Source organism: Lactobacillus sp. M44, assembly GCF_058130005.1.
Map to the genome: position 1 here is coordinate 746,801 of NZ_CM176707.1, position 17,126 is coordinate 763,926.

Consider the following 17,126-nt stretch of genomic DNA (forward strand, 5'->3'; position numbering starts at 1 on the left):
AAGTGTGATTAATATGGAAAATATGGTAAAGGATAAAATTATTTATAAAACAAAAGTTATAGAAATTGGCTCTGAAGCACAAGAGTTTGTATCAATTAATATGTTAATCTTCTTTGGTCAAGAAGCGCCAGATGCATTGCGATCATCGTGTTTTATTATTAATGTAAATGATATGACAAGTCCAATAGAAAAGGGGATGACATTGCAAATAGGTGATCAAAAGTACAAAATCACTTCGGTTGGAAATGAAGTTAATACTAATCTCGCACAATTAGGACATGTAGCAGTGAAATTTGATGGCTCAACAGAGGCTGAATTGCCAGGTTCAATATATGTAGAAAATAAGGATTTTCCTAATATTAAGGTAGGAACACCTGTATCAATTATTGCTTAAATAAATACTCCTCCTCAGATTTTTATAAAAGCATTTTAAAAGGCACAGTATGGAAGTGCCTTTTTTCTATACCTAATTTTATTAATTACATTTTTGTCAGCTCAATAGGACAAAATACATATAAAGATTTGCAACAGATTTTAGTATAGTTGATGTTGAAAGGAATGAAAGAAATGGAGTTTGATTCAAAAAATATTATTTTAGACGTAAACGTTAAAAATCAAAAGTAAGCGTCTAAAAACCAGGTATCTAAAAATCAGTTTTTCTTTATGTTTGAAAGACTGATTTTTCTTTTGTATTATTTTCTATTTCTCTTTTATAGGCCTATTTTGCATCTCTCCTGGATCTGCTTCGCCCATGGTAAATAAGCTACCAAACTTTCTTGATTAGTGATTTCTTCTTCATTTGGTAGATTTTTCAGTAAATAATTTATATATTTCTCTGAATTTAATCCATTTCTTTTAGCTGTTTCAATTATGCTTAAAATAATGGCCGATGATTGAGCTCCTTGAAAACTTTGCGAAAATAGCCAATTTGTTCTTCTGATCACTAAACTTTTAATCGTTTTTTCTGCTAGATTATTGGATAAAACTAGTCTTCCATCAAGCAAAATATTCCTAAATGTCTGCTCATAATTAAGCGAATATTCTATTGCTTTACCCAATTTGGATCCTTGCAGAACTTGTGGTTGATATCTTCTACACCAGTCAAAGAATTGATCCATTAATGGCTTTAATTCTTTCAAGCGTTTTTGTTTTCTAGTTTCATTATCTAAGTTTTCCCAAGCTTTTTCTAAAGCAAACATTTTACTACAATAGTTAGCTCCATCTTTAACTAATGATTTGCCTTTGGCGTTTTGCGGGACTGCTTCGACAAACTTTCTTCTCACATGAGCCCAACATCCAACTAAAGTTGTATTAGCTAGCTGTCTATAAGCTGACCACATATCACAATGCAAGTAACCTGAATATTCTCCAAGAAAATCAATCGCGACTTGCCCGCTTCGATGTTTATCATGATGATAAAGACTAATTGGCTCAGTTGATAGTTTATCTGATAAAAAGGTTTTTGAGTATCACTTTCTAAGACTCGATAAGTCGTTTCATCTGCATGCAATACAGGTTGATTCATTAGTTGTCTTTTTAACAGGTTATAAAGTGGCAGAAAGTAATATTCAGTACTATTTAGTTGCCAATTAACTATGTCTTGTCTAGTAATTGGCAGACCAACTTTTTGCCAGTCTGCTTCTTGTCTACAGGCTGGGACTTTCAAGATATATTTTTGATAAAGTGTGTGTAAAATGATCAAAGCTGCCCCATATAGCTATGTGCGAGTGGGGCTTTTGATACTTCAGCTTTGACTATTTTATCTGAATAGTTATTCTGACTGCAGTGTTCACATTTATATGACTGTTGGATGTGATCTAGCCGTTTAAGTTGAGCTGGAATAAATAGCACTTCTTGCCGAGCTAAACAAGAACCTATTTCTTTCATTTCAGCTTGGCAGTCTGGGCACAGACAATCATGACCTATTAATTCATGATGAACTTCTTCACTTGGAAGGGTAGCAAAAATTGCTACACGTTTAGCTTTCCGTCTTTTTCTTTGATAGATAATAGTTTGAGAGTCGTCAGGGAAGCTCACTTTCATCTTCTGACACTTCTTCAGTTTCTTGGTTAAACAAGTTCATCTGATTAGAATAGCCGCCTTGTTCTGAAGATTTACCATAACGTTTTTTTGTTAGGTAGTCTACTTGTTCACGCAAGAGAGCGATCTCATCTGTCATATTAGAAAGTCTAACAGTTAAAGTGTTAATAGTATTTGCTTGTTCATCAATAATTGCTTGCATTGACTTGATATTCATCTGATTTTACCTTCCTTGCATTTGCTTGCGTTAAAAATATCAAAATAGCACGCAAATTCAAAAGAAATTGCGTGCTTGAGCGTCATTTATTTTAGGTTCAGTTGAAAATCCTTTCATTAGCCAGTCTACTTGCTTTTTACTTAGAGCTTTAACTTCATTTTGATTAGTAGGCCAGACGAATTTTCCATTTTCAAACCTTTTATATAGTAACCAAAATCCTTGACTGTCCCAATAAAGTGCTTTAAATCTATCTTGTTTGCCTCCACAAAATAAGAAAACTTTGCCTGAAAATGGGTCTAGTTGAAATTGTTCTTTAACTATGTAAGCTAGTGTATCAATCCCTTTTCTCATATCAGTTTTACCGCAAACTATATAGACTTGGCCTAAATTACTTAGATCAATCATGATAAACCTTGGCAAAAATTTTATTAACTAGTTCTTTATCAAGTGAACTATACAAAGTTTTTCTTTTTTTAGCTAAGAATTATAGTATTGCGAGTATTTTTTGAATTTTTAGGACGAATTTGATTTAACGGTACAATTGGATGTTTATCTAGCATGATACTTGCCTCCTTAAAATTTATAAGACAAGTATAGTTAGCAAAGAAGTTATGAAAGGTATCTAGTTTTTAGACGCTTACTTTATATTTTACCCGAAGATAAAAATAGTACGCAAAAAAATAAGCCAAAATTTAACAAGGAAAGTCAGTAGTGGCAAGGGATAGAGAAATTTAAAAGGCTAAAAACTGTCAAACTCCCAACATGTAAGTTTTTACAATAAATTTCTTGACAAGAAAAAATAACTATCTTATACTCTAAGCTTTGACACTTTTTCGAGCAAAAAACTACCCTTATCGTTGTTATTTAAACGTTTTGGGGAGTTCTTATTTTGCTTAAAATTACCGTAAACTTTTTTAATGTTTCTATTGAATAAAAAAAGTTTTTTTTATTCTAACTAAAAGTGCATAAAACCAATAAAAACTATGATTTTCAAAATTAATAAAAACTTTTAAGCTCCACAGATATGAAGCTTAAAATTTATGATTCAAAATATTTTTTCGTAAATTGAATATACAAAGTTTAACATTTATTGATAGTTTACGGTATTTTTAAGACAAAAATTTGACAAAAATAATGGGTTTGAACCCTTGATAGATTTAGCTTAACAAAAAATGAATTAATTTAAAAGTGTCAAATTCTCGCCATGTAAGCTTTTACAATAAATTTCTTGACAAGAAAAAATAACTATCTTATACTTAATTCAACATCATAAAGGTAATGCGCGAGCTAAAAAAGTATCAAGATAATTGACAGAGATCCAGCGGTGATGAGAGATTGGTTATTGATATGAAAATCACACTTGCAAACTGAATATGTGAAGCAAAAAGTAATATATTACGTGATGGGGAGCGTTATTACCCCGGCAGGTTAGATAATCTAAGCTGGTGAGGCATTTGTTGTGAGGCAAATGTGAATTATGAGGTGGAACAGAGTCGTCAAAGCTCCCTTTGAAGTAGAAATACTTCGAAGAGAGTTTTTTTAGTATATAAGGAGAGTATTGTATGGCAAAAGAAAAGTATACATATCAAAGACCACGAGGAACTGCTGACATTTTGCCAGGTGACTCAGAAGTATGGCAAAAAGTTGAAGCGATAGCAAGAGAAACATTTGCACAATTTGGTTATTCTGAAATTAGGACACCAATGTTTGAAGACTTCAATGTTTTTGCGCGTAATGTTGGTGATACTTCGGATATTGTTGAAAAACAAATGTATGATTTTGAAGATAAAGGTGGTCGAAAAATTGCATTAAGACCAGAAGGTACAGCTGGAGTAGTTAGAGCATACGTTCAAAATAAATTATTTGGACCTGAATATCCAAAGCCTTATAAAGTTTATTATATGGGACCTATGTTTAGATATGAGCGTCCAGAATCTGGAAGACAACGTCAATTTACACAAATTGGTTGTGAAGCTTTGAACAGCGAATCTCCACAAATTGATGCTGAAGTTATTTTAGAGGCTTTATTATTCTTTAAACGTTTAGGAATAAAAGGGTTAAGAGTAGCAATCAATACGCTTGGTGATGATGAAACGCGTACCAATTATCGTAAAGCCTTAATCGATTATTTAAAACCGTTTTACGACCAACTAAGTGATGATTCTAAAGAACGATTATACAAGAACCCTTTACGAGTATTAGATAGCAAAGACCTTACTGATAAAAAGATTGTTGAAAATGCTCCTTCAATTTTGGATTCATTATCTGATTATTCAAGCGACTATTTCAACAAAGTGAAGGCGATCTTAGACAAATTTAATGTTGATTATGTAATTGATAACGACATGGTTCGTGGGCTTGACTATTATACACATACAATATTTGAAATTATGTCTAATGCCCCAATATTTGGTGGTGATTACACTACCATTTGTGGTGGTGGTAGATATAATGGTCTTATTTCTCAGTTAGGGGGTCCTGATGAAGGCGGAATAGGTTATGGTATAGGTGTAGAAAGATTACTATTACTTCTTAATTCTGAAAATAAAGGATTTATTGATAAAGATTCACTTGACTTATACTTTGTTACTGTAGGAGATAAAGCAGATTCTTATGCATTCCAAGTAATGGAAAAACTACGTGAACAGGGTATTAGAGTTGATAAAGATTACCAAGGATTAAAAGTAAGTACTCAAATAAAAGAAGCATACAGAAGAAATAGTAGTCACTACATTGTGATCGGTGATAAAGAGTTAGAGTCAAAGCAAGTTGAATTAAATAATACTAAGAATGATAAAAAACAATCAATAGATATTGATCAATTAATAGCCGAACCGTATAAATATTTAAAATAATTGCAACGAACGAAATATAAAATATTAAATCTTATAATAAATATACATACACATAATAGGACAAATCTGGCAGACACAGATTTGTCTTATTTTATTGCTCTAAAATAATATTAAAATATATACTAATTATTTTAAATATATATAAAATTATTGATAAAATGCTATAATAATATAAGCGATATCAAAAAAGAGAAGAGGAAAAACAATGAAAATTTCAATTTTAGTGATACTATTTTTGAGTTTATATGCTGGTGTGGGGCAATTAGATGCATTGGCTTTGAAAATAGGGTTGTATTCTCCATTATTTGGTGGTGCGGTGACTGGATTAGTTTTAGGTGATTTAAAAACTGTTCTAATTGTTGGAGTTACACTGCAGTTAGCAACTTTGGGTGGTGCAACTGTACCTGACTTTTTATCTGGATCTATTATGGGAGCTGCTTATGCAGTTATTTCTCATAGAGGTGCAGCTTATGGTATAGGTTTAGCAATTCCAATCGGTTTGTTATTAACTCAGATGGATATTTTGGTGAGATTGACTAATACATTCTTCCAAAACCAGACAACTAAGCACATGAAAACTGAAAATTATAAGGCAATTAAAAGAGATAATGTATATGATATTATTCCTTGGGTATTATCACGTGCTATACCAGATTTCATTGGATTAACATTTGGTGCAGCAGTTGTTAAAGCGATTAATAATTGGATTCCAGTATGGCTTATGAATGGATTAAAGACCACGGGAATCATTTTACCTGCAATGGGTATTGAAATTTTGATGCGTTATTTACCATTAAGGAGATACTTATCCATACTTTATTTTAGGTTTTGAATTGATGGCATATTTTGCAAAGCAAAGATCATTATTAGGCCTAGCTTTGATCGGCTTTGCTTTAGCAGCAATTTTTGTAATGCAGAAAAAAGATTTAAGTAATAAAAAAGTTATTAAAAAATGAAACGAAATTAGCTACTCAAAATGCTGATATTCAAAATTTAAACGGCACAATAGAGGCAAGTAGAGTAGACACATAGAAGGTTGAGTTCGATGGCTAAGAAAAATAAATCTAATGTAAAAATGAATAATTTGAGTAAAAGTGATTTACAAAAAATATTTTGGCGTAATATTTTAGGTTTACAATTAGGATGGAATTATCCACGAATGCAAGGGCTAGGCTATGTTTACACTGTAATGCCAGCTTTAAAAAAGCTATATAAAGACAGTAAAGATAAGATGAAACAGGCTTTGAAATTAGAGATGGAGTTTTTTAATACTACACCTCAGATGTCACACTTAATTGTTGGTGCAGATATTGCTTTGCAAGATGAATTAGGTATGAATCATGATAATGAAAAAGCTATTGCTGGTTTGAAAACTGGATTAATGGGGTTCATTTGCTGGAGCCAGTGATACAGTTTTTGTAGCAATTTATAATGCTATTATTTATTCTATTGCTGCGTATCTATGCTTATCTGATCAGCCATTAGGGTTATTAATTCCAGTAATGGGATGCATGGCAATTATTTGGATTAGATGGAAATTTTTCAATATAGGACTTGTCCAAGGTAAGAAATTAGCATTTGCATTTCCAAACAAAATGAATTTATTAACAGAAGGTGCATCAATTTTAGGATTAACAGTAGTAGGTGAAATGATTCCTGCATTGATTAACTATAAAGTCGGAAAAGTTACTATGTCAGTTCAAGATATGTTAGATAAAATTATGCCAGAATTAGTGCCTTTGGCAATAGCGATGTTTTCATACTGGATACTAGGTAAAAAGCACATGAATTCAACTCGTTTAATTTTTATCTTAATTTTATTAGGCATGGTTTTAGGCAACCTACAGCCAATTTTCAACTGGGTTGGTAGTATCTTTTAATGTATGAAGGGAAAATAAAAATGAGTGTTTGTGCAGCAAGAGTAGATGAACGCATGATTCATGGACAAGTCGCAATGGTGTGGACTAATGTTGTTGGCACTAATAGAATCTTAATTGCAAATGATAATGTGGTTAAAGATGATATGAAGATCGAAGGGTTAAAACTAGCAAAACCAGCAGGAATTAAGTTAAGTATCTGTTCAGTTGCGAGAGCTATCCAGAATATAAATGATAATAAATATGGTGAAGATAAAGTGTTTATTATCACAAAAAATATTCTCGATGTGGCAAAAATTGTAGAAAAGACGGATATTAAAGAATTCAATGTTGGTAATATTTCAGCACATGATGGTACACGTCAAGTAAAAAAATCTGTAAATTTAACATCAAAAGATATAAATATCATCAAAGACTTGATAAAGCATAGTATAAATATCACTGCTCAGATGATTCCTAATGAACCTGATTATTCAATCATGAATTATATTGAAAAGTAGAATTATGGATAATAAAACTATTGAACGAATTAATAAATCAATTAATTGTTATATTGATAAACAAGATATCTTTGGAGTGTCTTATAGCTTAATTGATGTTAATACAAATCAATATTCATATATCGGCTTTCAAGGTATAAATAAAGACAAAATTTCTATAATTCCGAATATGATATACGACTTGGCATCTCTTACTAAAGTAATAGGAACTACAACCAGGATTTTTCAATTAATTGCTGATAACAAAATCAAACTTACTGATGATATAGGTAAGTATTTAATAGGTATTACATATCCTGACATAACGATTGAGGAATTATTGATGCATGATAGTGGACTACTTGCTGACTTGGATAGTGTACATCAAATGGATAAAGGCACTTTAATAAAAAAAGTAAGAAATGCTAAATTATTGTACAAACTTGGAACTAAAATCATTTTCAGATCTAAACTATATTTTATTAGGATGGCTGATTGAAGAAGTGGATAAAGCTATGTTAGATATAGACTTGTCAGATAGTATTTTTAATCCATTAGGGATGCTGGATACAGGCTATAATCTTTTAAAACATAGAGAACTTTTTGTACCAACGGAATATCAGGCCGAGAGAGGTGGAGTAATCAGAGGTCAAGTTCATGATTATAAAGCATATTTATTAGATGGTGTAAGTGGACACGCTGGATTGTTTTCGACTTTGGCCGATGTAACTGAATTTGTTAAAGTATTGCTTACTGGTGGAAGCTGTGAAGGAATACAGGTATTTCCAAAGATTTTTTATGATTATCTAAAAAATCCTAGGTATCGCAAGAATGGTCGAGGATTAGGTTGGGCTGTATGGAATATGCAGAAAAATATGTTTTGGCATACTGGCTTTACAGGTACATCTATTGCAATAAATCTGGTTTTGTTTGTTTAACTAATAGAATTTACCCAGCTAGAGAGAATAAAAGCTGGATAAGAGATAGACGAAGATTAGTTAAGCTATTTTTTAAAGAAAATGAGGCAATTAAATAATGCCAAAAATAAAAAATATTGTATGTAGTATCAAAAAGGTGCCTCTAAACCATCCATTTATAACTGCATTGCATCAGGTTAATGAAAGTCAATGCATTCAAGTCAAGGTTGAATTAAGTGATGGCAAATATGGTGTTGGTGCAGCCACTCCAAATGAAAAAGTCACTGGTGATACTTTATTTGGTGTTAAAGATGTGGTTGATATAGTTATTAAACCGGAGTTAATTGGAAAAAGCATTGAAAATTGGAATGAATTATTAGATATACTAAAAAATAGAGTTATACATAACAAACCTGCTAAAGCTACTGCTGAAATTGCTCTGTATAATGTTAGAGCTACTATAACTAATCAATCTTTAGTCAATTTATTAAGTGCTGCGACAAAACCTATATACACTGATTATACGATTAGTATTGAAATGATTAATGAAGCAAAAGATCTAGTAGATAAAGGATTTAGATCATTAAAAGTTAAATTGGGTAATAATGATATAGATCATGATATCCATACTATAAAAAAATTGCTCAAGCTATTGGATCTAAAATTTCATTGCGTATTTATTGTAACCAGGCTTGGAGTGTTAAAGAATCTTTGAGAGCAGGCAATGAATGAGTTAAAAATTGAATATTGATTTTATTGAACAGCCTGTGAAATATTATGATATTCAAGAATTAACATTTTTAACAGCGCATTCATTAATCCTAAATATGATAGATGAAAGTGTGGCTTCCTATGAAGATTCAATTAATATAATTAATCATCAGGCATGCGACTATATCAATATTAAGTTAATGAAAACAGGAGGTTTAAGTGAAGCAATTAAAATTAATGCTTTGGCTCAAGCCTGCAATATAAAAACTATGATTGGTTGCATGATTGAGCCAGTTGAGAGTATTAGAGCGGCTACGATTTTTGCGATAGTAAATAAAAATGTTAAGTTTGTAGATTTAGATTCAGTATTTATGGCTGTCCAAGATCCAAGTTTATCTAAATATTTCGAATTAAAAGATAATCAAATTAATTTAAAGGCATAAAAAATGCAAGTTGATAAAATAAAAAGCTTAGTCTCAAATAATTCATGGACTACAGCAATTAGTATTAAACAAGGTAATCATTTTATTTTTGAAAATGAATTTGTAAAAACTGAATTTAGAGCTGCATCTTTAATAAAACTTGGTATTGCAGTTTATATCAAAGAAATGATGTCTGATAGCATTGATAAAAACATATATTTAAAAGTCAAGACATTGTTGGTGGTGTGGTGCAGGAGTTATTAACCGATTATCTATTAATAATTGGAAAATTAGCGATTTAATTGATCTAATGTTAAGTGTATCTGATAATACTGCTGCAAATGCACTAATTGATTATTACAAACTAGATCATATAAATAAATTTTTACAACATAAATATACCAATGTATGCTTAAATAGATACTTGATGCAAAAAAGTAAGAAAGAAAATCTTGTTTCTTGCAATAGTATTATGAATATTTTTGAAGATCTATTGGTCGAAGATAATAAAGAAATTACATATGTAGTAAAAAATGCACTTGCTCATCAAGAAAACCGCAATAAATTAGTAGCTTTTAGTAGTCCCCAATATAAAACCTATAATAAAACAGGTGAATTACTAGCGCAGCAGCATGATATAGCAAGATTTTATAATAATAAAAGTGCAATAGATTGTTGTATTATGACAGATTATAAAAATATTTACGATTATAAAAAAGTAATTCAAATGATTGAGCAAATAGGGCAACTAATATCTATATAATAGTGAAAAATGAACATATTTAAATATTTTTTTAGACTATTTTTTATTTTAAATTATCAAAATTAGGTTTGAAGAGAATCGCCATTAGTGATATTATTAGCAAGAACGAAAAGCTTTCTTTTCTCATATATTATAAAGTTGGTTAAAAATAGAGGGGATGTGTATAATATGTCCGAAGAGAATGGAAAGAGCGCAGAAAAGTTGGGTCTTGTAGGACTTATTGCTCTTTGTGTTAGTGCTATGGTTGGTTCCGGTGTGTTCGATTTACCTAAAAACATGTCGATGGAAGCCGGACTTACAGCACAAACATTATCTTGGATAATAACTGGTATTGGTATCTGGTTTATTGCACAAATGTTTGTTATTTTGAGTGATGTAAAGCCTGATATGACTGCTGGATTATACAAATACGCACAAGTTGGTTTTGGATCATTTAGTGGATTCTTTACTGCATGGGCATATTTCATTTGTGAATGTGCAGCTAACGCCGCATATGCTGTTTTAGTTATGAGTACCTTAGATTATTTCTTCCCAGGAGTATTTACTGGAGGAAATAATTGGGCTTCAGTTATTGGTGCATCAATTATCACTATTGCTATTACTATCTTAGTATTAGGTGGTGTTGAAGTATCAAGTAAAGTTCAAAAAGTTGCAACAGTTATTATGTTATCTGTTGTTGTCGTATTCTTATTGACAGTACTTATGCACTTCAATTTACATACCTTTACATTGAACGCAAACGCTACACATGCAGTTAAAGCTGTTAGCGATAAACCAATGGGAAGCATTATGCAACAAATAATGAACACTATGATGGTTACACTATGGTTCTTTGGTGGTATTGAAGGTGCCGTTGTTATGTCTGGTAAGGCAAAGAATGTAAAAGATGTTCCCAAGGCTACTATTATTGGATTTATTGTTTGTTTAGTTATGTATGTATTAGTTGGTACACTTTCATTAGGTGTATACAGTTATGGTCAATTAGCTAAATTAACTTCTCCATCTACTGCTTACATCTTAACTAATTTATGGCACAATACTTTAGGTAGAGATGTAATTACAGTTGCATTGCTATTCGCAGTATTTTCAAGCTGGATTTCATGGATCCAAATGCTAGCAGAATTGCCACAACATGCTGCAAAAGAGGATGGATCATTCCCACGTATCTTTGCAAAAACTTCAAAAAAGGGTGAACCTATAGTATCGATTATCGTAGCCACCGTGGTTATTGAAATTGTTATCTTGATCGCTCACTTTGATGTTAGTGCATACCAAATGTTATTGACTATCGTTGGTGTTATGACTATTCCACCATACTTGTTCTCATCTATGTATTTGATCAAGATTAGTAGACCTAGTGCTACTGACTTTGATTGGCAAACTAAGCATAAGAAGACAAATGGTATGATAATGGGATTATTGTCATTTGTATACATTATATTTATGGCTTTTTCGGCAGGAATTAAATATACTTTAATTTCATTTATTTTTTACGCAGTAGGTATTCCTATTTATATGTGGGCTAGACACCAACACGGTAGGAAGATCTTTACCAAAGGTGAATTGATTTTTGCTATTGTTGTTATTTTAGTAGCTATTTATGGAGTATATGATTTACTTCACTAATATACGTTAAATAAATATATAAATATTTATTATAGTTTCATTTAAAAAACGAGTTATTCGCATTAGCGAGTAGCTCGTTTTTTGGATATTATGAGGTAAAACTTTTTAACTAAAACTTTTGATCTATAGCAATATTAATAATTTTTACGATATCATCTGAATATAGTGGTTTATAGTGCCCAACGGGATTTTTATCGTTATTTGTGGCTTTTAATCCCATTTTTTTGAATAATTTATCGTCTTTTTTAATTCCTAAAGCCGCTAGATTTTCATGCATTCCTACACATATAAAATACTCTTTAAATCGCTTGATTGTCATATTAATAATTTCATCATCATTGTATTCAAAACGGTCATAGTTAAATAAACGAAGCCCTAATTGAATGAATTTATTAGGTAAAAATTGACTAGTATATTTCATCCAAGCAGGGAAAACAATAGACATGCCCTCACCATGTGTAATTCCGAATTTTGCTGTTAATTCATTTTCAATTCTGTGTGATCCCCAATCTGGTTCACGACCACATTCAAGAAAGCTATTGTGAGCTGCGATAGAAGTCCACATTATTTCTGCACGGACTTGATAATCTGTTGGATCTTTTCTTAATTTAACTGCTTCACCCATTAAGGCTTGAATAGCTCCTTCAAGCATATGGTCGGTTAAATTCACGTTTTCAACTCGTGTGAAGTATCTCTCTAACATATGCGTCATCATATCTGAAAGACCAGCTCCAGTTTGAAACAATAGGAAATGACGAGTATATTCAGGATTCATTATTGCAAATTTGGGAAGAATGATATTATTTTCTAGAGTTAATTTATGAGTTTCATCATTGACGATACTATCATTTGACATTTCTGAACCAGATGAAGCTGCGGTAGAAATAATACCTACTGGTAATGACTCTGTTGGTGTTGCTTTTCCTGTAAAAAAGTCCCATGTATTCCCATCGTATAATGCACCTACAGATACTGCTTTTGCAGTATCAATAACTGATCCACCACCAACTGCTAATATAAAATCTATGTCATTATCTTTGACAGATTGGGCTAAATCATTGATTAATTCAATTCTAGGATTTGGAACGATATTTCCATTTTCTAAAAATAAGATTTTTTCCTTATCGAATTTTTCCTTAACAACTTCAGCAATTCCAAGCTTGTCATAATAATCCCCACTATACAAAACTAGTACTTTTTTATTCTTACTATATCGCTTTACTAATTCTCCAATGTTTTGCTCTTGTCCTCTACCAAAATAGATATGAACAGGATTGTAATAGTTAAAATTTTGCATAATACACACTCTCCTTAAATATAAAAGTTACTAATAAGTAAAAATATTGAATTCGCTTACAAAACTCTTAACCAAAGTAATTATTGCACAATACAAAGTCAGGTTCAATATTTAAAATGAAAAAATTACAATTTAATGTGTACAAAAAAAAAAAAAATTATAATGTAATTAGTAAGCGCTTACCAATAAAAATGTTAGTTGAATAAATACGAGGATGAAAAATGGATAAAGAAAAGAAGGCTAGTTCGTTTTTAGGTCTAGTTCCATTAATTGGGTTCTTAATTTTATATATTTTAAGTGGTGTAATATCAGGTAAGTTTGATTCAATGCCGTTACTTGTAGGCATGATAATTGCAGCAATTATTGGTTTTAGTTTACCTGAACCAATTGGACAAAAGAAACTTAAATTAGCGGATAAAGTTATGATCTTTTGTAAGGCTGGTGGAGAAAAAGGTCTTATTATGATGGTCATAATCTTTATCTTAGCAGGTGCCTTTCAAGGCGTAGCTACCAAAATGCATGCTGTTTCATCAGTTACTAATTTATGCTTGAGTGTGTTGCCACAAAATTTGATTTTACCAGGTATTTTTTTAATTGGTGTGATTCTAAGTTTTGCAATGGGGACGTCAATGGGTACAATTGCAGCATTAATGCCAGTTGGTTTTATGTTGGCTAAAAGTACAGGAATAAATCCTGCAGTTGTTGCAGGTGCAGTAGTTGGTGGAGCAATGTTTGGAGATAATAATTCATTCATTTCTGCATCTGCTATTGCTGCTGTAAATAGTCAAAAAGTTCTAATGAAGAATAAATTTTTACTGAACTTTTTATATGATATTCCAGCTATTGTAATAAACTGTATACTTTTAACTTTATATCCTATAAAAAATGTTGCATTGAGTAGCGGAGGATATAAATATGATTTGATCGATATTCTTCCATATGTAATAGTAATAATCTTATCTCTATGTGGTATGAACGTTATGTCGGTTCTTATGCTTGGGATTGTATCTTGTATTGTAATTGGAATATTTCATAGTAATTTTACATTAATTACTTCAATGAGCTTTTTGCAAAAAGGTATGGCAGGCATGGAAGATATGGCATTGATTTGTATCTTTGTAGGCGGTGTTGTTGGACTCATGAGATATCTTGGAGGTATCCAATGGTTAATTGATAAGTTGAGTAAAAATACAAAAGACAAACATGGAGCTTTACTTTCAATTGGTTCATTGATAGTTCTACTTTGTGTAGCTACTACAAATAATACCGTAGCTATTATTACTGTGGGACCGATGGCGGTAACAATTGGCAAAAAGTTTAAATTAACTAGAACACGTGTTGCGACCGTTTTATCAATGTTTGCAACAAATGTTCAAGGATTTATACCTTATGCTGGACAATTGCTTGTAGCAGGTGCAATGAGTCATATTTCTCCTGTTGATGTAATGCCATGGGTATGGTATTGCTACTTAACACTTTTAATGAGTATTATTTTAGTATTTACTAACCTTCCTAAATTGAAAAACGATAAGCAAGATTGTTATGAAAACTTTGAAGATTTAAGTGATGATGGAACATTATTAACAGAGGCTAATAAAGGAGTTTAAAATTATGGATTATGATAAATATTTTGATTTAAATCTAGTTCAAGCAAAACAATATGTCGTAGATCATACTGATTTCTTTGGCAATGAAAAAGCAAAAGACTTAAATATAAAAGAAGTTAGTGATGGTAATATTAACCATGTTTATAGAATTGATGATGGAAAGAAATCATTGATTTTAAAACAAACTGGGAAAACCATTCGAACTTCAGGTAATCCATTGGATCAACACAGGGGGCATATTGAAGATAGGACATTGGAAATTCAACGTAAACTAAGTAATGGTCAGGTACCTAAGGTTTATGATTACAATGAAACAATGCATGTTATTTTGATGGAAAATGTTGCAGATTTCAAGAATTTAAGATATGAATTGAAAAAAGAACATATTTTTCCTAAATTTGCAGAACAAATTTCAAGTTTTATGACAAATGTATTATTACCTACGACTGATTTGGTTATGGATCGAATAGAAAAAAAGAAAATGGCAAAAGATTTTATCAATGTAGGCCCATGTGATATCACTGAGAAATTAGTTTTAACAGAACCATATTATAATTATCTCAATAGAAATGTTTTTGATAATAGGATACTACCTTTTGTTGAGCAAAATTTATATAATAATTCGCCCTTAAAAGTAGAAGTAGGAAAATTACGTAATAACTTTATGAATAATTCACAAGCTTTACTACATGGAGACTTACATAGTGGCTCAATTTTTATTAACCAAACAGATATTAGAATATTTGATAGTGAATTTGCATTTTACGGACCTATGGGCTATGACATTGGCAATCTTATAGGTAATTTAGTATTTCCATATATTGCAAGAAAGTTGTATATCAATAAACTATTTCAAGGAAACCAAGAATTTATTGATTGGTTGAGAAAATCAATTGCTGAAGTTTTTGATATGACCTTTGCAAAGATGTCCAATAAATATAATTCTATTGTCGAATTTCCATTTTATAAAGAACGTGGATTTAAGAATTATTATCTTCAAAATGTAAAAAGTGATACTTTAGGATACGCAGGTACTGAAATAATTCGTCGTACTGTGGGTGATTCGAAAGTATTGGAAATTACTGATATAGATGATCAAGATATGCAAAATCAAGTTATGGAAATCTTAGTTAAAATTGGCAGTAATCTGATAATGGACAGAAAAGTATATAATGATGGGTCAGAAATTGTCGATGATATTGATAAAATTTTTGATAAAATGACAGAAAATAGTTAGAGAGGCCACATTATGGAACGTCAAGATAAAGGAATGCCATTTTTACTTAGATATGAAAATGTAGCTTGGTATGAAGATGGTACAGAACGTATTTTAGACAGACGAGTATTTCCACGAGAGAAAAAATTTGTTACTTGTACAGATTATCATGAAGTGATAAAAGCCATACAAGATATGGTTACTCAAAGTGCAGGTCCATTTACCGCGGTAGGAATGGGAATGGCATTAGCTGCATATCAATGCAAAGATAAGTCAGAAAAAGAGCAAATTGCATTTTTAATTAAAGCAGCTGATGAGTTAGGCAATGCACGTCCAACTACTGCAAATAGGTATTCTGCTATTACACATAGAGCATTAGAAAAACAAATTAAAGCATTAAAATCTGGTAAATCTGCAATAAAAGGAGCTTTTGATGATACTATTGAATCTCTAAACAGACGCTATGCAACTGAACAAAATATAGGTGATAACTTTGTTAGTATATTATCAAATAATTCAAGCATTCTAACGCATTGTTATGCAGAAACTGTTATTGGTTGTATTATCCGTGCTGCACAAAAGCAAGGAAAGACTTTGAAGGCTTATGATACAGCTACTGAACCATTTTTTCAAGGTGCTAAGTTAACTGCCAGTTGTTTTCAAGAAGGTGGTTTTGAAACGACGATGGTTCCAGACAATATGGTCAACTTTGTTTTGGAGCATGGAGATATTGATGTATATACTACAGCAGCAGATTCAGTAACGATGGATGGATACTTAGTAAATAAAGTAGGAACAAAGCAAAATGCTATATTGTGTAATAAAGTGGGTGTTCCATATTTCCCTACAGAAATACCTGATTTAGATAAAAAGACACATGAAAATATAAAAATTGAAATGCGTAATCCCGAGGATAGCTTAAAATTTGATGGAAAGAAATATGTGATGGATGGTGTTAAATCAATTTATCCTGCTTTTGATATTACTCCTCCATATTTAATTAATGCTCTTGTAACAGACCGTGGTGTATTTTCACCATATGATTTAGCAGATTATGCTAAATTAGGTGCTGAAGATTTTTATTAATTGAAAGAATGAA

16 protein-coding genes and 3 pseudogenes are annotated in these 17,126 nt (G+C 31.3%); 15 read left to right on the top strand and 4 right to left on the bottom strand.

Translation table 11 applies throughout. The features are described from left to right. Positions 1–13: 13 nt before the first annotated feature. Positions 14–394, top strand: coding sequence for a PTS glucitol/sorbitol transporter subunit IIA (locus AC38BG_RS03705; protein WP_489937834.1), 381 nt, complete (start codon positions 14–16; stop codon positions 392–394). Positions 395–710: 316 nt separating this feature from the next. On the opposite strand, the pseudogene tnpC reads toward AC38BG_RS03705, so the two are convergent. From tnpC to tnpB, 3 genes and pseudogenes are all read right to left on the bottom strand, one after another. Then, positions 711–2,043: pseudogene (tnpC, locus tag AC38BG_RS03710) on the bottom strand (IS66 family transposase). Continuing rightward, positions 2,024–2,257, bottom strand: a complete 234-nt coding sequence (locus tag AC38BG_RS03715) for a transposase domain-containing protein (RefSeq protein WP_489936532.1) — start codon at positions 2,255–2,257, stop codon at positions 2,024–2,026. The pseudogene tnpC and the gene AC38BG_RS03715 overlap by 20 nt, the downstream one beginning before the upstream one ends. A gap of 57 nt (positions 2,258–2,314) precedes the next feature. Next, entirely contained in the window at positions 2,315–2,662 is a 348-nt protein-coding gene (tnpB, locus tag AC38BG_RS03720) for an IS66 family insertion sequence element accessory protein TnpB (RefSeq protein WP_489936533.1), read from the bottom strand. A 1,157-nt stretch (positions 2,663–3,819) separates the two neighbouring features. On the opposite strand from tnpB, the gene hisS reads away from it, so the two are divergent. The 11 genes and pseudogenes from hisS to hdcC all read left to right on the top strand — a co-directional run bounded on the left by hisS (position 3,820) and on the right by hdcC (position 11,907). Next, positions 3,820–5,112, top strand: coding sequence for a histidine--tRNA ligase (gene hisS, locus AC38BG_RS03725; RefSeq protein ID WP_489936534.1), 1,293 nt, complete (start codon positions 3,820–3,822; stop codon positions 5,110–5,112). A gap of 205 nt (positions 5,113–5,317) precedes the next feature. Then, a pseudogene (locus AC38BG_RS03730) lies at positions 5,318–6,144 on the top strand (PTS mannose/fructose/sorbose/N-acetylgalactosamine transporter subunit IIC). Between the two features lie 13 nt (positions 6,145–6,157). After that, positions 6,158–6,992: pseudogene (locus AC38BG_RS03735) on the top strand (PTS system mannose/fructose/sorbose family transporter subunit IID). A gap of 20 nt (positions 6,993–7,012) precedes the next feature. Continuing rightward, a complete protein-coding gene (locus AC38BG_RS03740) occupies positions 7,013–7,489 on the top strand; it encodes a PTS sugar transporter subunit IIB (RefSeq protein ID WP_489936535.1) in 477 nt (158 codons plus the stop codon). A gap of 4 nt (positions 7,490–7,493) precedes the next feature. After that, positions 7,494–7,967 (top strand): serine hydrolase, encoded by a 474-nt coding sequence (locus tag AC38BG_RS03745; RefSeq protein ID WP_489936536.1) that lies wholly within the window; start codon positions 7,494–7,496, stop codon positions 7,965–7,967. Continuing rightward, a complete protein-coding gene (locus tag AC38BG_RS03750; protein WP_489936537.1) occupies positions 7,891–8,406 on the top strand; it encodes a serine hydrolase in 516 nt (171 codons plus the stop codon). Before AC38BG_RS03745 ends, AC38BG_RS03750 begins: the two co-directional genes overlap by 77 nt. Before the next feature lie 97 nt (positions 8,407–8,503). Further along, positions 8,504–9,100, top strand: coding sequence for an enolase-like domain-containing protein (locus AC38BG_RS03755; protein WP_489936538.1), 597 nt, complete (start codon positions 8,504–8,506; stop codon positions 9,098–9,100). A gap of 25 nt (positions 9,101–9,125) precedes the next feature. Further along, complete coding sequence (locus AC38BG_RS03760) at positions 9,126–9,539, top strand: enolase C-terminal domain-like protein (RefSeq protein WP_489936539.1); 414 nt, start codon at positions 9,126–9,128, stop codon at positions 9,537–9,539. A gap of 3 nt (positions 9,540–9,542) precedes the next feature. After that, complete coding sequence (locus tag AC38BG_RS03765; protein WP_489936540.1) at positions 9,543–9,782, top strand: hypothetical protein; 240 nt, start codon at positions 9,543–9,545, stop codon at positions 9,780–9,782. A gap of 37 nt (positions 9,783–9,819) precedes the next feature. Beyond that, a complete protein-coding gene (locus AC38BG_RS03770) occupies positions 9,820–10,281 on the top strand; it encodes a serine hydrolase (RefSeq protein ID WP_489937835.1) in 462 nt (153 codons plus the stop codon). A 168-nt stretch (positions 10,282–10,449) separates the two neighbouring features. Next, positions 10,450–11,907, top strand: a complete 1,458-nt coding sequence (hdcC, locus tag AC38BG_RS03775; protein ID WP_489936541.1) for a histidine-histamine antiporter — start codon at positions 10,450–10,452, stop codon at positions 11,905–11,907. A 109-nt stretch (positions 11,908–12,016) separates the two neighbouring features. Here the strand turns inward: hdcC and AC38BG_RS03780 are convergent, their stop codons facing one another. After that, positions 12,017–13,204, bottom strand: a complete 1,188-nt coding sequence (locus AC38BG_RS03780; protein ID WP_489936542.1) for an iron-containing alcohol dehydrogenase — start codon at positions 13,202–13,204, stop codon at positions 12,017–12,019. A 221-nt stretch (positions 13,205–13,425) separates the two neighbouring features. Between AC38BG_RS03780 and AC38BG_RS03785 the strand changes: the two genes are divergently transcribed. The 3 genes from AC38BG_RS03785 to AC38BG_RS03795 are packed head-to-tail and all read left to right on the top strand — an operon-like array spanning position 13,426 to position 17,113. Beyond that, complete coding sequence (locus AC38BG_RS03785; protein WP_489936543.1) at positions 13,426–14,811, top strand: Na+/H+ antiporter NhaC family protein; 1,386 nt, start codon at positions 13,426–13,428, stop codon at positions 14,809–14,811. A 4-nt stretch (positions 14,812–14,815) separates the two neighbouring features. Continuing rightward, positions 14,816–16,048 carry an S-methyl-5-thioribose kinase gene (gene mtnK, locus AC38BG_RS03790; protein ID WP_489936544.1) on the top strand — a complete coding sequence of 411 codons (1,233 nt, stop codon included), beginning with the start codon at positions 14,816–14,818 and terminating at the stop codon, positions 16,046–16,048. 12 nt (positions 16,049–16,060) lie between these two features. Further along, positions 16,061–17,113: a s-methyl-5-thioribose-1-phosphate isomerase gene (locus tag AC38BG_RS03795; RefSeq protein WP_489936545.1), complete on the top strand. Its 1,053-nt coding sequence runs from the start codon at positions 16,061–16,063 to the stop codon at positions 17,111–17,113. Positions 17,114–17,126: the final 13 nt, after the last annotated feature.